At 60.5% G+C, this 15,422-nt stretch carries 17 protein-coding genes; 9 read left to right on the forward strand and 8 right to left on the reverse strand.

Annotated features, from left to right (window positions below):
• The first annotated feature begins 143 nt into the window (after positions 1–143).
• Entirely contained in the window at positions 144–1,538 is a 1,395-nt protein-coding gene (gene sthA / locus HBO11_RS01255; RefSeq protein ID WP_024074093.1) for a Si-specific NAD(P)(+) transhydrogenase, read from the forward strand.
• Positions 1,539–1,580: 42 nt separating this feature from the next.
• On the opposite strand, the gene HBO11_RS01260 is transcribed toward sthA, so the two are convergent.
• The gene (locus HBO11_RS01260) at positions 1,581–2,303 is read right to left on the reverse strand and encodes a glycerophosphodiester phosphodiesterase (protein ID WP_169954174.1); all 723 of its coding nucleotides are present in this window, start codon (positions 2,301–2,303) and stop codon (positions 1,581–1,583) included.
• 43 nt (positions 2,304–2,346) lie between these two features.
• Positions 2,347–2,931 carry a PilZ domain-containing protein gene (locus tag HBO11_RS01265; RefSeq protein ID WP_169954173.1) on the reverse strand — a complete coding sequence of 195 codons (585 nt, stop codon included), beginning with the start codon at positions 2,929–2,931 and terminating at the stop codon, positions 2,347–2,349.
• A gap of 94 nt (positions 2,932–3,025) precedes the next feature.
• Here HBO11_RS01265 and HBO11_RS01270 point away from each other — a divergent pair, with 94 nt between their 5' ends.
• Genes HBO11_RS01270 through HBO11_RS01280 form a run of 3 tightly spaced genes read left to right on the forward strand, consistent with a single transcriptional unit; the run spans position 3,026 to position 6,272 of the window.
• Positions 3,026–4,276: a lipoprotein-releasing ABC transporter permease subunit gene (locus HBO11_RS01270; protein WP_169954172.1), complete on the forward strand. Its 1,251-nt coding sequence runs from the start codon at positions 3,026–3,028 to the stop codon at positions 4,274–4,276.
• A 7-nt stretch (positions 4,277–4,283) separates the two neighbouring features.
• Positions 4,284–4,967: a lipoprotein-releasing ABC transporter ATP-binding protein LolD gene (gene lolD / locus HBO11_RS01275; RefSeq protein WP_169954171.1), complete on the forward strand. Its 684-nt coding sequence runs from the start codon at positions 4,284–4,286 to the stop codon at positions 4,965–4,967.
• Positions 4,968–5,027: 60 nt separating this feature from the next.
• The gene (locus tag HBO11_RS01280; RefSeq protein WP_169954170.1) at positions 5,028–6,272 is read left to right on the forward strand and encodes a lipoprotein-releasing ABC transporter permease subunit; all 1,245 of its coding nucleotides are present in this window, start codon (positions 5,028–5,030) and stop codon (positions 6,270–6,272) included.
• 105 nt (positions 6,273–6,377) lie between these two features.
• Here the strand turns inward: HBO11_RS01280 and HBO11_RS01285 are convergent, their stop codons facing one another.
• The gene (locus HBO11_RS01285) at positions 6,378–7,739 is read right to left on the reverse strand and encodes a heavy metal sensor histidine kinase (RefSeq protein ID WP_169954169.1); all 1,362 of its coding nucleotides are present in this window, start codon (positions 7,737–7,739) and stop codon (positions 6,378–6,380) included.
• Positions 7,739–8,419, reverse strand: a complete 681-nt coding sequence (locus HBO11_RS01290) for a heavy metal response regulator transcription factor (RefSeq protein WP_169954168.1) — start codon at positions 8,417–8,419, stop codon at positions 7,739–7,741. Before HBO11_RS01290 ends, HBO11_RS01285 begins: the two co-directional genes overlap by 1 nt.
• A gap of 154 nt (positions 8,420–8,573) precedes the next feature.
• Between HBO11_RS01290 and HBO11_RS01295 the strand changes: the two genes are divergently transcribed.
• On the forward strand, positions 8,574–9,098 hold the full coding sequence (locus tag HBO11_RS01295; protein ID WP_169954167.1) for a cupredoxin family protein: 525 nt from the start codon (positions 8,574–8,576) through the stop codon (positions 9,096–9,098).
• A 66-nt stretch (positions 9,099–9,164) separates the two neighbouring features.
• Complete coding sequence (gene queF / locus HBO11_RS01300) at positions 9,165–9,995, forward strand: NADPH-dependent 7-cyano-7-deazaguanine reductase QueF (protein WP_169954166.1); 831 nt, start codon at positions 9,165–9,167, stop codon at positions 9,993–9,995.
• 139 nt (positions 9,996–10,134) lie between these two features.
• Here queF and HBO11_RS01305 read toward each other — a convergent pair whose 3' ends face one another.
• Both HBO11_RS01305 and HBO11_RS01310 read right to left on the reverse strand, forming a co-directional pair.
• The gene (locus HBO11_RS01305; protein ID WP_076961288.1) at positions 10,135–10,401 is read right to left on the reverse strand and encodes a DUF4404 family protein; all 267 of its coding nucleotides are present in this window, start codon (positions 10,399–10,401) and stop codon (positions 10,135–10,137) included.
• A 110-nt stretch (positions 10,402–10,511) separates the two neighbouring features.
• Positions 10,512–11,123, reverse strand: a complete 612-nt coding sequence (locus HBO11_RS01310) for an HAD family phosphatase (RefSeq protein WP_169954165.1) — start codon at positions 11,121–11,123, stop codon at positions 10,512–10,514.
• 195 nt (positions 11,124–11,318) lie between these two features.
• Here HBO11_RS01310 and HBO11_RS01315 point away from each other — a divergent pair, with 195 nt between their 5' ends.
• A complete protein-coding gene (locus HBO11_RS01315; RefSeq protein WP_169954164.1) occupies positions 11,319–12,005 on the forward strand; it encodes a VacJ family lipoprotein in 687 nt (228 codons plus the stop codon).
• 59 nt (positions 12,006–12,064) lie between these two features.
• On the opposite strand, the gene HBO11_RS01320 is transcribed toward HBO11_RS01315, so the two are convergent.
• Positions 12,065–12,361 (reverse strand): PilZ domain-containing protein, encoded by a 297-nt coding sequence (locus HBO11_RS01320; RefSeq protein ID WP_169954163.1) that lies wholly within the window; start codon positions 12,359–12,361, stop codon positions 12,065–12,067.
• Between the two features lie 277 nt (positions 12,362–12,638).
• Here HBO11_RS01320 and rssB point away from each other — a divergent pair, with 277 nt between their 5' ends.
• Both rssB and rssC read left to right on the forward strand, forming a co-directional pair.
• Positions 12,639–13,820 (forward strand): two-component system response regulator RssB, encoded by a 1,182-nt coding sequence (gene rssB / locus HBO11_RS01325; RefSeq protein ID WP_032863287.1) that lies wholly within the window; start codon positions 12,639–12,641, stop codon positions 13,818–13,820.
• Positions 13,820–14,302, forward strand: coding sequence for an anti-sigma factor antagonist RssC (rssC, locus tag HBO11_RS01330; protein ID WP_029293846.1), 483 nt, complete (start codon positions 13,820–13,822; stop codon positions 14,300–14,302). The genes rssB and rssC overlap by 1 nt, the downstream gene beginning before the upstream one ends.
• A 132-nt stretch (positions 14,303–14,434) precedes the next feature.
• Here the strand turns inward: rssC and tal are convergent, their stop codons facing one another.
• Positions 14,435–15,361 carry a transaldolase gene (gene tal / locus HBO11_RS01335; protein ID WP_169954162.1) on the reverse strand — a complete coding sequence of 309 codons (927 nt, stop codon included), beginning with the start codon at positions 15,359–15,361 and terminating at the stop codon, positions 14,435–14,437.
• Between the last annotated feature and the right edge of the window lie 61 nt (positions 15,362–15,422).

The following is a 15,422-nucleotide window of genomic DNA, read 5'->3' on the forward strand; positions in this document are numbered from 1 at the left end:
GTTAATGTGCGCGGCGTTGAGCCTTATATAGACTGTGCCCCGGCTCACACACCTGAGCCTATTTGATCCTTCATGACCGCTGGCCGCGGCATGATTTAGCCAGGCGCCCAACCGTGCGCCCTGGCCTGTTCTGAGGAGTACGCATGGCTGTCTACAACTACGACGTGGTGGTACTGGGTTCTGGCCCAGCTGGAGAAGGTGCGGCGATGAATGCCGCCAAAGCAGGACGCAAGGTGGCGATGGTCGATAGCCGTCGTCAGGTCGGCGGTAACTGCACCCACCTGGGCACCATCCCGTCCAAGGCCTTGCGTCACTCGGTGCGCCAGATCATGCAGTTCAACACCAACCCGATGTTCCGGGCCATTGGTGAGCCGCGCTGGTTCTCGTTCCCGGATGTGCTGAAAAGCGCCGAGAAAGTCATTTCCAAGCAAGTCGCCTCGCGTACCGGCTACTACGCCCGTAACCGTGTCGACCTGTTCTTCGGCACCGGCAGCTTCGCCGACGAGCAAACTGTCGAAGTGGTCTGCGCCAATGGCGTGGTCGAGAAACTGGTGGCCAAGCACATCATCATCGCCACTGGCTCGCGCCCGTATCGCCCGGCCGATATCGATTTCCACCACCCGCGTATCTACGATAGCGACACCATCCTCAGCCTGGGCCACACCCCACGCAAACTGATCATCTACGGCGCCGGCGTGATCGGCTGTGAATACGCCTCGATCTTCAGTGGCCTGGGTGTACTGGTGGAGTTGGTGGACAACCGTGACCAGTTGCTGAGTTTCCTCGACTCGGAAATTTCCCAGGCGTTGAGCTACCACTTCAGCAACAACAACATCACCGTGCGCCACAACGAGGAATACGATCGCGTTGAAGGCCTGGACAACGGGGTGATCCTGCACCTCAAGTCCGGCAAGAAGATCAAGGCCGACGCCTTGCTCTGGTGCAACGGCCGTACCGGCAACACCGACAAGCTGGGCATGGAAAACATCGGGGTCAAGGTCAACAGCCGTGGCCAGATCGAGGTGGATGAGAACTACCGCACCTGCGTCACCAATATCTATGGTGCCGGCGATGTGATCGGCTGGCCGAGCCTGGCCAGTGCCGCCCACGACCAGGGCCGTTCTGCCGCTGGCAGCATTGTCGACAACGGCAGCTGGCGTTACGTCAACGACGTGCCGACCGGGATCTACACCATTCCCGAGATCAGCTCCATCGGCAAGAACGAGCACGAACTGACCAAGGCCAAGGTGCCTTATGAAGTGGGCAAGGCGTTTTTCAAGAGCATGGCGCGTGCGCAGATCGCCGGCGAGCCGCAAGGCATGCTGAAGATCCTGTTCCACCGCGAGACGTTGGAAGTGCTCGGCGTGCACTGCTTCGGCTACCAGGCCTCGGAGATCGTGCACATCGGCCAGGCGATCATGAACCAGCCGGGCGAGCAAAATACCCTGAAGTATTTCGTCAACACCACGTTCAACTACCCGACCATGGCCGAAGCCTATCGGGTAGCGGCCTACGACGGCCTCAACCGGCTTTTTTGAGCGGCTCCGGCCGGTGGCCTGAGCCGGCCGGGGAGACCGATTTCAGTAATTCCCGAGAGTGGCAGTGGCCAAACCGGGAAAGTCTGTAATCAGGCTATCTACGCCGAAGTCGGCGAGCCTGCGCATCAGCGCGGGTTCGTTGACTGTCCACACGGACACGTGCAACCCCTGGCGCTGGGCCTTGGCCAGGCGTTCAGGGGTACACAGCGTCCAGTTCAACGCCAAAATCTCACAGCCATAGTTCTGCGCGACCTTCAGCGGGTCGAGCCAGGCGTATTCGGCCACCAGTCCACGGGACAGGTCCGGCGTCAACTCCAGGGCAGCCTTCAACACTTCCCGCGAGCTTGAGGTCACGGTGACCTTGTCCAGCAAGCCAAAACGCTGGGCCATTTCGCGGATCGCCAGCACAGTGGTCGCGGCGCGGGTGCGCGAGGCGCTCTTGACTTCCAGTTGCCAGTGATCGAAGTCGCACTTCTCGAACAGCTCTTCCAGGCGCGGGATCGGGCAGGGGCTGACCCAGCCTGGGCCGCCGTTGCGCGCGTCCATCTTCACCAGGTCGGCAGCGGCATATTCCACCACCTTGCCGCGCCGGTCGGCGGTACGCTTGAGGGTTGGGTCGTGGATTACCATCAGCTCGCCGTCCATGGACAGGTGCAAGTCCAGCTCGCAACGGCGCACGCCGTGCTTGAGGCATTGCTGGAAGCTGGTCAGGGTGTTTTCCGGTGCTTCGCCTTTAGCGCCGCGGTGGCCGTAAATCAGGGTCACAGTTGCTCCTTTTCGCCAGGTGTATGGCTGGATAAATATCAAATCAGGTGTCTTGGCCGTCGCTTTGTTCCCGGGCCAGGCGCCGTTCCTGGGCCTGTTTTTGCAATATATAGCGCGCCAGCAACTGGCGCTGGGCGTCGGTCATGGATTCGAATTCGGTGCCCACGTCAAAACCATCGCCCTTTGGATCGCAGTGGGTGACCTTGGCCCGTAACAACAGGCCCAGCGCCTGGGGCATCAGCACCAGCTTGACTGCCAGGTGGCTGCCCGGCGCGAGCACCGTGGGGTGCTGGAAGTCGATACCGCCTTCGGAGATGATCACCGGCTGCGGCGCACCGATCTCACCCAGCAGGCTTTGCGCCATGACTTGGCTGAGCAGGTCCATGCGTTTGTTCTGCACCTTGAGGAAGGCGGCGAGGGTGCGGTCGCGCTCGCCGAGCTGGCGCAGCAGGTGCTGGGACTCGAATTCGCTCAGGTGCAGTTCACTGAGCAGGTTGAACAGCGGGGAATCATCCAGCAACACTTCCTTGCTCGCCGCTTGCGGGGCCGACAGGCTTTTGATTTGGAGTGCGATCATGTCGTCGATACGGTAGTATTCGCGGCGATCTTCTTCATCTAATGGCGTCATGGCGAACCCCAGGTAACGGTAATGGTCTGAGTGTAAAGCTGCTTACCAGACCCCGCCACCGGGACGTCTTCTTTTCCTCCGAACAAGCCCCGACATGTTCAGACCTCTCTTCGTATTTATCGGCACGCGTTATACCCGTGCAAAGCGTCGCAATCATTTTGTGTCGTTCATTTCCCTGACCTCCATGATCGGACTCGCCCTGGGCGTTGTCGTGATGATCGTGGTGCTATCGGTGATGAATGGCTTCGATCATGAGATGCGCACCCGCGTGCTGGGCATGGTGCCCCACGCGACCATCGAGTCCGGCGAGCCCCTGGGTGACTGGCAAGGCCTGGCCGACAAGGTCAAGCAGAACCCCAAGGTGCTGGCCGTCGCGCCATTTACCCAGATGCAGGGCCTGCTGACCAACGACGGCAAGGTGCAGAAAGTCCTGCTCAATGCCATCGACCCGGCGCAGGAGCGCAAGGTCTCGATCATTGACCAGTTCATGCAGCAGGGCCAACTCGATGCCCTTACGCCTGGCAGCTTCGGCATCGTGATTGGCGACCGGGCGGCAGCCAAGCTGGGCGTGGCTATCGGCGACAAGCTGACGTTTGTCGCCCCCGAGGTCACGGTGACCCCGGCCGGGATGTTCCCGCGCATGAAGCGCTTTACCGTGGTCGGCATCTTTCATGTCGGCGCCGGCGAGATCGATGGCTTCCTCGGCCTGACCAACCTCACCGACCTGGCCCGCCTGCATCGCTGGAAGCCGGACCAGGTGCAGGGCCTGCGCCTGAAATTCAACGACTTGTTCGAAGCACCGCGCGGCGCTTGGGAAATTGCCCAGCACCTGGGTGAAAGCCAGTACTACGCCCGCGACTGGACCCGTACCCACGGCAACCTGTACCAGGCGATCCGCATGGAAAAAGCCATGATCGGCCTGTTGTTGCTGCTGATCGTCGCCGTGGCCGCGTTCAACATCATCTCCACCCTGGTGATGGTGGTGAACGACAAGAAGGGCGATATCGCCATCCTGCGTACCCTTGGCGCCACGCCGGGGCAGATCATGGCGATTTTCATGGTCCAGGGCACGGTGATTGGCGTGGTCGGCACCTTGATCGGTACGGCGGTGGGGATTTTTGCCGCGCTGAACGTCAGCGCCGCCATCGCCGGCGTCGAAACCCTGATCGGCCACAAGTTTCTCAACGCCGACGTCTACTTCATCGACTATTTGCCATCCCAGGTGCAGAGCCAGGATGTGCTGATGGTCGGCGGCGCCGCGTTGGTCCTGAGTTTCCTTGCCACCCTATATCCAGCCTGGCGCGCGGCACGTACCCAGCCGGCGCAGGCTTTACGCTATGAGTGAATCGGGCATGAGTGAAAAAGCAATCCTGAGCTGCCGCAACCTGGGCAAATCCTACGAGGAAGGCCCGGAATCGGTAGTGGTGCTGTCCAACCTGCAACTGGAACTGCATCCCGGCGAGCGCGTGGCGATCGTCGGCAGTTCCGGCTCCGGCAAAAGTACCTTGCTCAATCTGTTGGGCGGCCTTGATACGCCGTCCCACGGCAGCGTGTGGCTGGCCGGTGAAGAGCTCTCGGCGTTGAACGAGAAGGCCCGTGGCCAGTTGCGCAACCGCTCCCTGGGCTTTGTGTACCAGTTCCACCATTTGCTGCCAGAGTTCACCGCCCTGGAAAACGTGTGCATGCCGCTCTTGATCGGCAAGACCGCGATCCCGCAGGCGCGCCAGCGTGCCACGGCGTTACTGGAGCGCGTCGGCCTTGGCCATCGCCTGGAGCACAAGCCTTCAGAGTTGTCCGGTGGCGAGCGCCAGCGTGTGGCGATTGCCCGCGCCCTGGTGAACAACCCAGGCCTGGTGATGCTCGACGAGCCGACCGGCAACCTTGACTCCCACACCGCCCAGGGCATCAAGGACTTGATGCTGGAGCTGAGCACCCAGATGCGCACCGCGTTCCTGGTGGTGACCCATGACATGAGCATGGCCCGGCAGATGGACCGCGTGTTGCACCTGCAGGAAGGTCATCTGGTCGCCATCTGACCTGTTTCAAGCCCGGGCGCCTGTGCCTGGGTTTTCTTTTTTTTCAGGCGGTGCAAGCGAATGTTCAGACCGTTATCGATTTTTATCGGCGCGCGCTATACCCGCGCCAAGCGCCGCAACCGTTTTGTCTCGTTTATTTCGATGACCTCGATGATCGGCCTCGCCTTGGGCGTGCTGGCGATGATCGTGGTGTTGTCGGTGATGAACGGTTTCCAGCGGGAAATGAGTTCACGCATTCTGGGCATGGTGCCGCACGCCACCATCGTCGGCGTAAACCCGATCAGCGACTGGCAGCCCGTGGCCGCCGCCGCCCTGAAAAACCCCGAAGTGACCGCCGCCGTGCCGTTCACCGAGATGGAGGGCATGCTGTCCTACAAGGGTTCGATGCAGCCGATCCAGATCAGCGGGATCGACCCGGCGCAGGAAGGCAAGGTCTCCATCGTCACCCAGCATATCGTCCAGGGGAACCTGGCAGACCTGCAGCCGGGTGAGTTTGGCGTGGTGATCGGGGAAATCACCGCACGCCGTTTCCGCCTGAATGTGGGTGACAAGCTGACATTGATCGTCCCGGAAATCAGCACGGCTCCCGGCGGCATTACTCCGCGTATGCAGCGTTTGAATGTGGTCGGTGTGTTCAAGGTCGGTGCCGAGCTGGACGGCTCGATGGCCCTGATCCACGTCGCCGATGCCGCGCAGATGCTGCGTTGGCAGCCCAACCAGGTGCAAAGCGTGCGCCTGGCGGTCAAGGACCTGTATGCGGCGCCCAAGGTTTCGGCAGACATCGCCAGTGGGCTGGGTGCGGCCTACAAGGCCGATGACTGGACCCATACCCAGGGCAGCCTGTTCAGCGCGATGAAGATGGAAAAGACCATGATCGGCCTGTTGCTGCTGATGATCGTCGCCGTCGCGGCCTTCAATATCATCGCCACGCTGATCATGGTGGTGAACGACAAGGGCGCGGACATCGCGATCCTGCGCACTATCGGCGCCACGCCACGGCAGATCATGGCGATCTTCATGGTCCAGGGCACGGTGATCGGTATTGTCGGCACTCTGATTGGCGGCGTGCTGGGGGTGATAGCCGCGCTCAACGTCAGTGAGCTGGTGGGCTGGATGGAGCGTGTGACCGGGCAGCATATCTTCAGTTCGGACGTGTATTTCGTCAGCAACCTGCCATCGGAGCTGCAAGGTGGCGATGTGCTGCTGATTTGCAGCGCGGGGTTTGTGTTGAGCTTTTTGGCGACGATCTACCCGGCGTATCGGGCGGCGAAGATCGAGCCGGCGCATGCCCTGAGATATTCGTAGGTCTTGAGATCGCTATCGCAGGCAAGCCAGCTCCCACATTTGACGGTGTTCGCAAATCAACATGTGGGAGCGGGCTTGCCCGCGATGAGGCCCGCCCAGCTTGCCTCAAACCCCCTGTGGCAACTCAATCACAAACCGCGTCCACCCCGGTTGTGATTCACAGAAAATCCTCCCCCCATGCGCCCGCACAATCGACTGGGTAATCGCCAACCCCAGCCCCGCATGCTCACTGCTGCCTTCATGCCGAGCCGGATCTGCGCGGTAGAACCGGTCAAACAGCTTGGGCAGCAGCCCTTGGGGAATCCCGGTCCCGGTGTTTTCCACACTTAGTGTCACGCCCTGGGCGTTTTCGCTGATCCTCACTCGTACTTCGCCACCCGGCGGGGTAAAGCGCACGGCGTTGTCCAACAGATTGGAAAACGCCCGGCGCAGCATGCTGCGGTCACCGGCGGCACTGGCGCTGCCGTCGCGCAGCAGGTTGACCTGGGCGTCCTCGGCCAACGGCGCGAAGAACTCCAGCAAGGCATCCACCTCGTCGGCCAGGGCCAGGGGTTCGCGTTTGGGGTTGAGCAAACCGTGGTCGGCCTTGGCCAGGTACAGCATGTCGTTGACCAGTTGGGCCATCCATTGCAGCTCTTCCAGATTGCTGTGCAGCGCTTCGCGGTAGTCTTCCAGCGGCCGGGGTTGGGTGAGGATCACCTGGGTCTGGGTCAGCAGGTTGGATAACGGCGTGCGCAGTTCGTGGGCGATATCGGCAGAGAACGCCGATAGCCGCTGGAACGCATCATCGAGGCGGCCAAACATCGCATTGAAGGCCTGGGCCAGTTCCGCCAGTTCGGCGGGCATCTGTTCCTGGGGCAGGCGCTGGGTCAGGGAGTGAGCGCGGATATTGCTGGCCACTTCGGTCATTCGCCGCAGGGGCCGCAGCCCGCTGCGCGCGGCCCAGGCGCCAAGGAGCGCGGTCGCCAGGGCGGACAGGCCGACTGTCAGCCAGATCAGGTGTTGCATGCGTTGCAGGAAGTGCTGGTGATGGGTGATGTCGAGCATCAGGACCAACTGCGCAGAACCGGGCTGGGCGGGGTTCAACGCAGCGTTGTACACCCGGTAGCTGGTGCCGGCGCTTTGCAGGCTGTGCAGGCCGGGCGCGGTGGGCAGGTCGGCGGGGATGCGCGGCGCGCTGTCAAACCAGCGCTGGCCGTCGGCGGCGTTGACGCGCACGGCCAGGTCCGGTTGATGGCTCAGTTCGTCTGTCAGTGCGGCCACGCGTTGGGCGAACAGCGCCGGGGTGTCGGCGCCTTGCAGGGCACTGCGCAGGGCCAGCAGCTTGCTGTCGAGCAATTGCTGGTCGAGTTCGATGAAGTGCTTTTCGCTGGCCTGGCTGAACAATACGCCCGCCAGCAGCGAGACCACGGCGGTGCAGCCGGCAAACAGCAGGGCCAGGCGGCTGGCCAGGGAGAGGCGTTTCATCAACTGAACCGCTCTTCCAGCACATAGCCCATGCCGCGCACGGTGTGGATCAGCTTGTTGGGGAAGCCGTCATCGATCTTCAAGCGCAGGCGGCGGATGGCCACTTCGATGATATTGGTGTCGCTGTCGAAATTCATGTCCCAGACCTGGGAGGCGATCAGCGACTTGGGCAACACTTCGCCCTGGCGGCGCAGGAGCATTTCCAGCAGGGCGAACTCCTTGGCGGTGAGGTCGATACGCTGGCCGCTGCGCTCCACGCGGCGCCGGATCAGGTCCAGGCGCAGGTCGGCCAGGTGCAGGTTGGTTTCCTGGGGTGTGCTGCTGCCGCGGCGCAACAGGCTGCGCACCCGGGCCAGCAGTTCGGAGAACGCGAATGGCTTGACCAGGTAGTCGTCAGCGCCCAACTCCAGGCCGTGGACCCGATCTTCCACCGCATCCCGTGCCGTCAGGAACAGCACCGGGATTTCCAGGCCGGCACTGCGCACCGCCTGCAGGATCTGCCAGCCGCTGCGGCCCGGCAGCATCACATCGAGAATCAGCAAGTCGTAGTCACCTGTCAGCGCCAAGTGCTGGCCGGTGGTGCCGTCGGCCACCAGTTCGGTATTGAACCCGGCTTCGGCCAGGCCCTGGCGCAGGTATTGGCCGGTTTTGGGTTGGTCTTCGACGATCAGCAGTTTCATAGGCGACTCATGGCGGGGTAGCAGCGGGCTTTATACCGTGTGCGCCGGTGGGCTGGCGCAACCTGACAAAGTTGTAATCTAGCAGTCAGGTAACTGGCAGCGGTGCATTATTAGAGTGTCCCACAGGCTGGTCTTATACCTTTGGAGGATAAACATGTTTTTGCGTAAATCTGGGTGGCTGGCAGGTTGCTTGATGATGTTGAGCGTCCCGGCGCTGGCCGATGGCGCTCACACGTTTGCCTTTGGCGAGGCGGCGCCGGCGACCAAGGCCACTCGTACGGTGGAAGTGGTGCTGCAGGATATTTCCTTTGCACCCACCTCACTTGATGTAAAGGCCGGTGAGACGGTGCGCTTTGTGCTGGTCAACAAGGGGCAGTTGCTGCATGAGTTCAACCTGGGTGACGCAAGCATGCATGCCGATCACCAGAAAGAAATGCTCAAGATGCAAGCCAGTGGCATGTTGACCGCCACCGGCATGGGCCAGATGGATCACGCGGCGATGGGCCATGGTGATATGGGTGGCATGAAGCATGACGATCCCAACAGCGTGCTGGTGGAGCCAGGCAAGACCGCGCAATTGACCTGGACCTTCAGCAAGGCTGGGGCCCTGGAGTTCGCTTGCAACCTCCCCGGGCATTACCAGGCGGGGATGGTCGGCAAGCTGACTGTTGCCCCCTGACGCGCGGGTTAAGGCCGGGAGCAAAGGCTGGTAGACTGGCGGGGTTTATTTAGCCAGGTTTCCGCCATGCATCCCGCAGCCGAACATTCGCCGCTGGGCAAGTCCAGTGAATACATCTCCACTTACACCCCTTCATTGCTGTTCCCTATCCCTCGCGCCGCCAAATGGGCCGAGCTGGGCCTCACCGCCCAGACGCTGCCTTACAAGGGCGTGGATTTCTGGAACTGTTTTGAACTGTCCTGGCTGCTGCCGTCTGGCAAGCCGGTGGTGGCTATCGGTGAGTTCAGCATCCCGGCTGACTCGCCGAACATCATCGAGTCAAAGTCCTTCAAGCTCTACCTCAACTCGTTGAACCAGACGCCGTTTGCCGATGTGTCCAACCTTGAGGCGACCTTGCGTGCCGACTTGAGCGCGGCGGCCGGCAAACCCGTGGGTGTGCGCATCCGCAGCCTGGCCGAGGTGGAAGACGAAGGCGTGGTGCGCCTGCCGGGGGTGTGCATCGATGACCTGGATATCAGTGTCAGCAACTACGAGCATCCGCGTCCGGAATTGCTGCGTTGCGATGATTCCCGTGTGGTGGAGGAGAGCGTGCACAGCCACCTGCTCAAGTCCAACTGCCCGGTGACCAGCCAGCCGGACTGGGGCAGCGTGGCGGTGGAATACCGTGGCGCGGCGCTGGACCATGCGAGCCTGTTGGCATACCTGGTGAGCTTCCGCCAGCACTCGGACTTTCATGAGCAGTGCGTGGAGCGGATCTTTCTCGACCTGCAGCGGTTGCTCAAGCCGCAGAAGTTGACGGTGTATGCGCGGTATGTGCGTCGCGGTGGGTTGGATATCAACCCCTATCGCAGTACCGAGGCTGTGCAGTTCCAGAACCTGCGCCTGGCTCGCCAGTAAGCTTTACACCACACAAATGTGGGAGCGGGCTTGCTCGCGATAGCGGTGTTTCAGTCAATATCTTCGGTGACTGGCACTCCGTTATCGCGAGCAAGCCCGCTCCCACATTTTTTGGTTCTGGGTTTGGCCTGGATGCGGATTAGATCCCGATATTGCCCAGGGTCACCACAATATTGCGCAATGTCCCGGCTATGCCCGGATGCTCCAGCTCGAAGCGTTCTACAGCCAGGTTGACACCGTCGGCAAGGCTGGGGTTCTGAGTGGCAGGTTCTAGTTCCAGTTGCACTTCAAACTTGGCAATCAACGCTTCCAGCGCTTCGCGTTTTTCCAGCGACAGAGGCGGGTCCTGGTTCAATTGCTCGCGCAGGATGGAAACCTGTTCTTGCAGTTTTTCGCGGGCAGGCATGGCGTTCTTCCTTTTATCAATAGGCACTGGCATAGACCACGGCACGCCGAGAAAGGTCTACGGGACGACCTGTAGATTAATCCACTGGCGGCGACTGTGCATGATCTTGATCAGGGCTTCTCGCCTTTGAGCCGGCGCAGGCCGATGTCCGCCAGGCAGGTGCCCAGTTCACCCAGGTGATCAATCACCGAGTGCACGCCAAGCCCATATAGCGCGACGGTGGCCTTGGCGCGCTTGTGTTCGCGTGCCTGTTCGTCCAGCGCTTGCCATTGGCCAGGGGAGAGCCCGCAGAGGGAGCCGCAGGACGCCAGGCCAATTGTCCAGAGCCCAGCGTTGAGCCCTGATTGCAGCAGCCGCGGCTCGCCACTGACCAGCACGCAGCCATCCAGGTGTGCGATGTTCAACTCCATCAACGCTTGCCAGCAGGCATGGGGCGCAGGCCAGGGGGCGGTCGCAGGGCGGCAGCCATGCACCCAGCCGGGCAGGGCTGCGGCCAGCGGGGTGGTGACGGCGCAAGGCAACTCATCCAGCCAGGCGCAGGGGGTGCCTTGGGTGTTGAGCCATTGCAGGATATTCAGGGCACCAGGGGTGGCCAGGGTTTCGGCTGCGGGGATGGTGTTGGCGTGGGCCGTGGAACCGAAGTCCACCAGGCAACCACTGAGCCCAAACAACACGGCGGTCAGGGAAGGGGCGTTGTCTGCAACGATCTGGGGGTGGGGCATTTCGACGTCCCTGAAAATAGCTGTGACGCTATCGGAGGTCCGTGACAGGCAGATGACACCTGATGAGATTGTAGGGAATTTGTACATTTTCTGAATGACAATTCCGTCAAGCTGCCTAATCCTACACTTCCGTCATATACTGCCGCCTTATTCAGGGCATAGCGCCCATGACAGATCATTCAAGGAGTTCAAGCTATGCGCTGGAGCCAGTGTCTTGCTCAACTATCGGTATGTGCCAGTGTCCTGCTGGTGCCTTTCGCCGCCCAGGCCGCAGAAGAAGATCCGTGGGAGAGCATCAACCGCCCGATCTTCACGTTCAACGACACCGTTGATACCTATGCACTGAAGCCATTGGCCCAGGGCTACCAGTTCATCACCCCGCAATTTGTCGAAGACGGTATCCACAACTTCTTCCGCAATATCGGCGATGTGGGCAACCTGGCCAACAACGTGCTGCAACTCAAGCCGCATCAGGCCGGTGTCGATACCGCGCGCTTGCTGGTCAACACCACGTTTGGCGTGCTGGGCTTGGTTGATGTCGGCACCAAAATGGGGCTGCAGCGCAGCGATGAAGACTTTGGCCAGACCCTCGGTTACTGGGGCGTGGGCAGCGGTCCGTACGTGATGCTGCCGCTGCTGGGCCCGAGCACCCTGCGTGATGCACCGTCCAAGTATGTCGACAGCTACACCGAACCCTACCGCTACATGAACGACATTCCTACGCGCAACAGCGCCATGGGCCTGGATATCATCGATACCCGCGCCAGCCTGCTGTCGGCTGAAAAGCTGATCAACGGCGACAAATACACCTTTATTCGCAATGCCTATCTGCAGAACCGCGAGTTCAAGGTCAAGGACGGCAATGTAGTGGATGACTTTTAAGGTTAAACCTTGAATGAAAAAGGCGGCCCTTGAGGCCGCCTTTTTTGTGTGCATTGATTTCAGTACATCGTGAGGATTTTCAGGCCCAGGTGTTGGTCGTCGCCTTCTTTCCTGGCCCAGACCACCTCGGTGTCTGCCTCAAGGCCCTTGAGCGCGGCGTGTTCTGAGTCGATACGCACCTTCAGTTGGTCGCCAACGTTGAATGGATGCTGCGCCTGGACCTGCATGCCAGAGCTGGAGAGGTCCAGGCAGACCCCGGCAATCTCTTGCCCGGCATGGATCAGCGACACGTCCGCATCCACCCGCATGCGGATGAAATCGCGCTTTTCTGCGTAGTCACGTTCATTTGCGCTCATAGCTTTCATCCTTCCATTGCGTTGTGGTTTTGCCTGTTCTTATAACTCCCGGTGATTTGCGATGTAAAGACGCCCAGCGACCATCGGCATGAGCTTGAAACCCCTGGCGGATGGGAGTACCGTCTGCGCCTTAGAAGGGCACCTCTGCTTTACCTTTGTGCGTGGGCCAACAGCTCATGTTTTGTAGGACAGAGAGGCTAGAAAGCGAATCCAGTAGTGCGAGCCGGGCCATTGCCTGACTGCCTACGCCAACCTAATTCTGGCGCCGTTTGCCCACATGCAAAAAACCAGTGCCACGCTGCTGATAATCGATGACGACGAAGTAGTGCGCGCGAGCCTCGCGGCCTATTTGGAAGACAGTGGCTTCAGCGTCCTGCAGGCCGGCAATGGTCTTCAGGGTCTCCAGGTGTTCGAGCGCGACCAGCCCGACCTGGTGATCTGCGACCTGCGCATGCCCCAGATGGGCGGCCTTGAGCTGATCCGCCAGGTGACCGAGCTTGCCCCGCAGACGCCGGTCATTGTCGTGTCGGGTGCCGGAGTGATGAACGACGCCGTGGAAGCCTTGCGCCTGGGCGCCGCCGATTACCTGATCAAGCCCCTGGAAGACCTGGCCGTCCTGGAACACTCGGTGCGCCGTGCACTGGACCGTGCCCGCCTGCTGCTGGAAAACCAGCGCTACCGCGAAAAGCTCGAAACCGCCAACCGTGAACTCGAAGCCAGCCTCAACCTGCTCCAGGAAGACCAGAACGCCGGTCGCCAGGTGCAGATGAACATGCTGCCGGTCAGCCCGTGGAGCATCGACGAGTTCCAATTTGCTCACCAGATCATCCCTTCATTGTATTTGTCGGGTGATTTTGTCGACTATTTTCGCGTTGATGAGCGCCGTGTCGCGTTCTACCTGGCCGATGTCTCCGGGCACGGAGCATCTTCTGCATTCGTAACTGTGTTGTTGAAGTTCATGACCACACGGCTGTTGTTCGAATCCAAGCGCAACGGCACTTTGCCGGAGTTCACTCCCTCGCAAGTGCTGGGCCACATCAACCGGGGCCTGATCAGCTGCAAGCTGGGCAAGCACGTGACGATGGTGGGCGGCGTGATTGATGAAGAAACGGGTCTTTTGACCTACAGCATTGGCGGTCACCTGCCATTGCCGGTTTTATACACTCCAGACAGTGTGCGTTATCTGGAAGGGCGTGGTCTGCCGGTGGGTTTGTTCAACGAAGCCACCTATGAAGATCACATCCTGGAACTGCCGCCGGCCTTCAGCCTGACGCTGATGTCCGATGGCATCCTGGACCTTCTTCCAGAGCCTACACTCAAAGAGAAAGAAGCCGCCTTGCCCCAACGGGTAAGGTCGGCGGGCGGCAGCCTGGATGGCCTGCGGCAGGTTTTTGGATTGGCCACGCTAGGGGAGATGCCGGATGATATCGCCCTATTGGTGTTGAGCAGGAATCTTTGATGAGTACCGGAAGAATCCAATTCGCCGAGCAAGACGGGACCTTCGTCCTGAAGTTTGTCGGTGAAGTGCGCCTGACCTTGTGTTCGGCGCTGGATGCAACGATTGAGCGGATTTTCACAGCCTTGAATTTCTCGGCGATCGTGATCGATCTGACCGAAACCCGCAGCATCGATAGCACCACCCTTGGGCTGTTGGCCAAGTTGTCCATTCTGTCGCGGCAGAAGGTTGGACTGCTGCCGACCGTCGTCACCACACACGAAGACATCACCCGGCTGTTGCAGTCGATGGGTTTCGACCAGGTGTTCAACATCGTCGATCGCCCGATCCCCTGTCCGGAATGCCTGACCGACTTGCCTTCCCAGGACCAGTCCGAGGAAGTGGTGCGGCTCAAGGTGCTGGAAGCGCACAAGATCCTGATGGGCCTGAACGAATCCAACCGCGAGGCATTTCACGACCTGGTCAACGCCCTGGAGCGTCACTGATCTCACTGTTGAGCAAGGTCAAAATGTAGGAGCTGGCTTGCCTGCGATAGCGCCAGCCCAACCACCCATATTGAGCGGGTACAAAAAAGGGCGGCATCTCAAAGATGCCGCCCTTTTTGCCGCGCTCGCTTTTTACAGCTTGGCGCTCAACAACGCCTCCAGCTTCTCCTGATCCCGGGCAAACTGACGAATCCCCTCAGCCAGCTTCTCAGTGGCCATCGCATCTTCGTTGGACTCCCAACGGAACTGCGCCTCGGTCATATGCACGCGAGGTTCGCCGGCGTGGCCTGGCGCTAACTTGCGCTCGAGCTTGCCATTGTCGGCCGCCAGCTTCTCCAGTAAGTCCGGGCTGATGGTCAGGCGGTCGCAACCGGCCAACTCCTCGATCTGGCTCAGGTTGCGGAAGCTCGCGCCCATCACCACAGTCTTGTAGCCATTGGCCTTGTAGTAGTTGTAGATGCGGGTGACCGACTGCACGCCTGGATCATCGGCGCCGATGTAGTCGTTGCCGTTGGCCTTTTTGTACCAGTCGTAGATACGACCGACAAACGGTGAAATCAGGAACACCCCGGCTTCCGCGCAGGCCACGGCCTGGGCGAAGGAGAACAACAGGGTCAGGTTGGTCTGGATGCCTTCCTTTTCCAGTTGCTCGGCGGCACGAATGCCTTCCCAGGTGGACGCGATCTTGATCAGCACGCGGTCGCGGCCAATACCTGCCTTTTCGTACAGGTCGATCAGACGATGCGCACGCTTGAGTACCGCGTCAGTGTCGAACGACAGGCGCGCATCCACCTCGGTGGAAATGCGTCCTGGCACCACTTTCAGGATCTCCTGGCCCACAGCCACCGCAAAGCGGTCACTGGCCAGGCCCACATCACCGTTGCAATCCTGCACGCAGGCATCCAGCAACTTGGCGTAGCCTGGAATTGACGCAGCCTTGAGCAAAAGGGAAGGGTTGGTGGTGGCATCCTGTGGCTTGACGCGAGCGATAGCTTCAAAATCGCCGGTGTCGGCAACTACAGTGGTGAATTGCTTGAGTTGTTCCAGCTTGGAAGTCATGGGCGTGCTCTGTCCTATGGGTCTGATGACATTACCCGAGGGTTGCTAGCCGCTCAAGGGC

This window comes from Pseudomonas sp. WS 5010 (assembly GCF_012985565.1).
Taxonomy (GTDB): Bacteria; Pseudomonadota; Gammaproteobacteria; order Pseudomonadales; family Pseudomonadaceae; genus Aquipseudomonas.

Coding starts and splice junctions, on each gene's coding strand:
- sthA (WP_024074093.1), top strand. CDS start 144: ATGGCTGTCTACAACTACGACGTGGTGGTACTGGGTTCTGGCCCAGCT.
- HBO11_RS01265 (WP_169954173.1), bottom strand. CDS start 2,931: ATGACGCCATTAGATGAAGAAGATCGCCGCGAATACTACCGTATCGAC.
- HBO11_RS01270 (WP_169954172.1), top strand. CDS start 3,026: ATGTTCAGACCTCTCTTCGTATTTATCGGCACGCGTTATACCCGTGCA.
- lolD (WP_169954171.1), top strand. CDS start 4,284: ATGAGTGAAAAAGCAATCCTGAGCTGCCGCAACCTGGGCAAATCCTAC.
- HBO11_RS01280 (WP_169954170.1), top strand. CDS start 5,028: ATGTTCAGACCGTTATCGATTTTTATCGGCGCGCGCTATACCCGCGCC.
- HBO11_RS01285 (WP_169954169.1), bottom strand. CDS start 7,739: ATGAAACGCCTCTCCCTGGCCAGCCGCCTGGCCCTGCTGTTTGCCGGC.
- HBO11_RS01290 (WP_169954168.1), bottom strand. CDS start 8,419: ATGAAACTGCTGATCGTCGAAGACCAACCCAAAACCGGCCAATACCTG.
- HBO11_RS01295 (WP_169954167.1), top strand. CDS start 8,574: ATGTTTTTGCGTAAATCTGGGTGGCTGGCAGGTTGCTTGATGATGTTG.
- queF (WP_169954166.1), top strand. CDS start 9,165: ATGCATCCCGCAGCCGAACATTCGCCGCTGGGCAAGTCCAGTGAATAC.
- HBO11_RS01305 (WP_076961288.1), bottom strand. CDS start 10,401: ATGCCTGCCCGCGAAAAACTGCAAGAACAGGTTTCCATCCTGCGCGAG.
- HBO11_RS01310 (WP_169954165.1), bottom strand. CDS start 11,123: ATGCCCCACCCCCAGATCGTTGCAGACAACGCCCCTTCCCTGACCGCC.
- HBO11_RS01315 (WP_169954164.1), top strand. CDS start 11,319: ATGCGCTGGAGCCAGTGTCTTGCTCAACTATCGGTATGTGCCAGTGTC.
- HBO11_RS01320 (WP_169954163.1), bottom strand. CDS start 12,361: ATGAGCGCAAATGAACGTGACTACGCAGAAAAGCGCGATTTCATCCGC.
- rssB (WP_032863287.1), top strand. CDS start 12,639: ATGCAAAAAACCAGTGCCACGCTGCTGATAATCGATGACGACGAAGTA.
- rssC (WP_029293846.1), top strand. CDS start 13,820: ATGAGTACCGGAAGAATCCAATTCGCCGAGCAAGACGGGACCTTCGTC.
- tal (WP_169954162.1), bottom strand. CDS start 15,361: ATGACTTCCAAGCTGGAACAACTCAAGCAATTCACCACTGTAGTTGCC.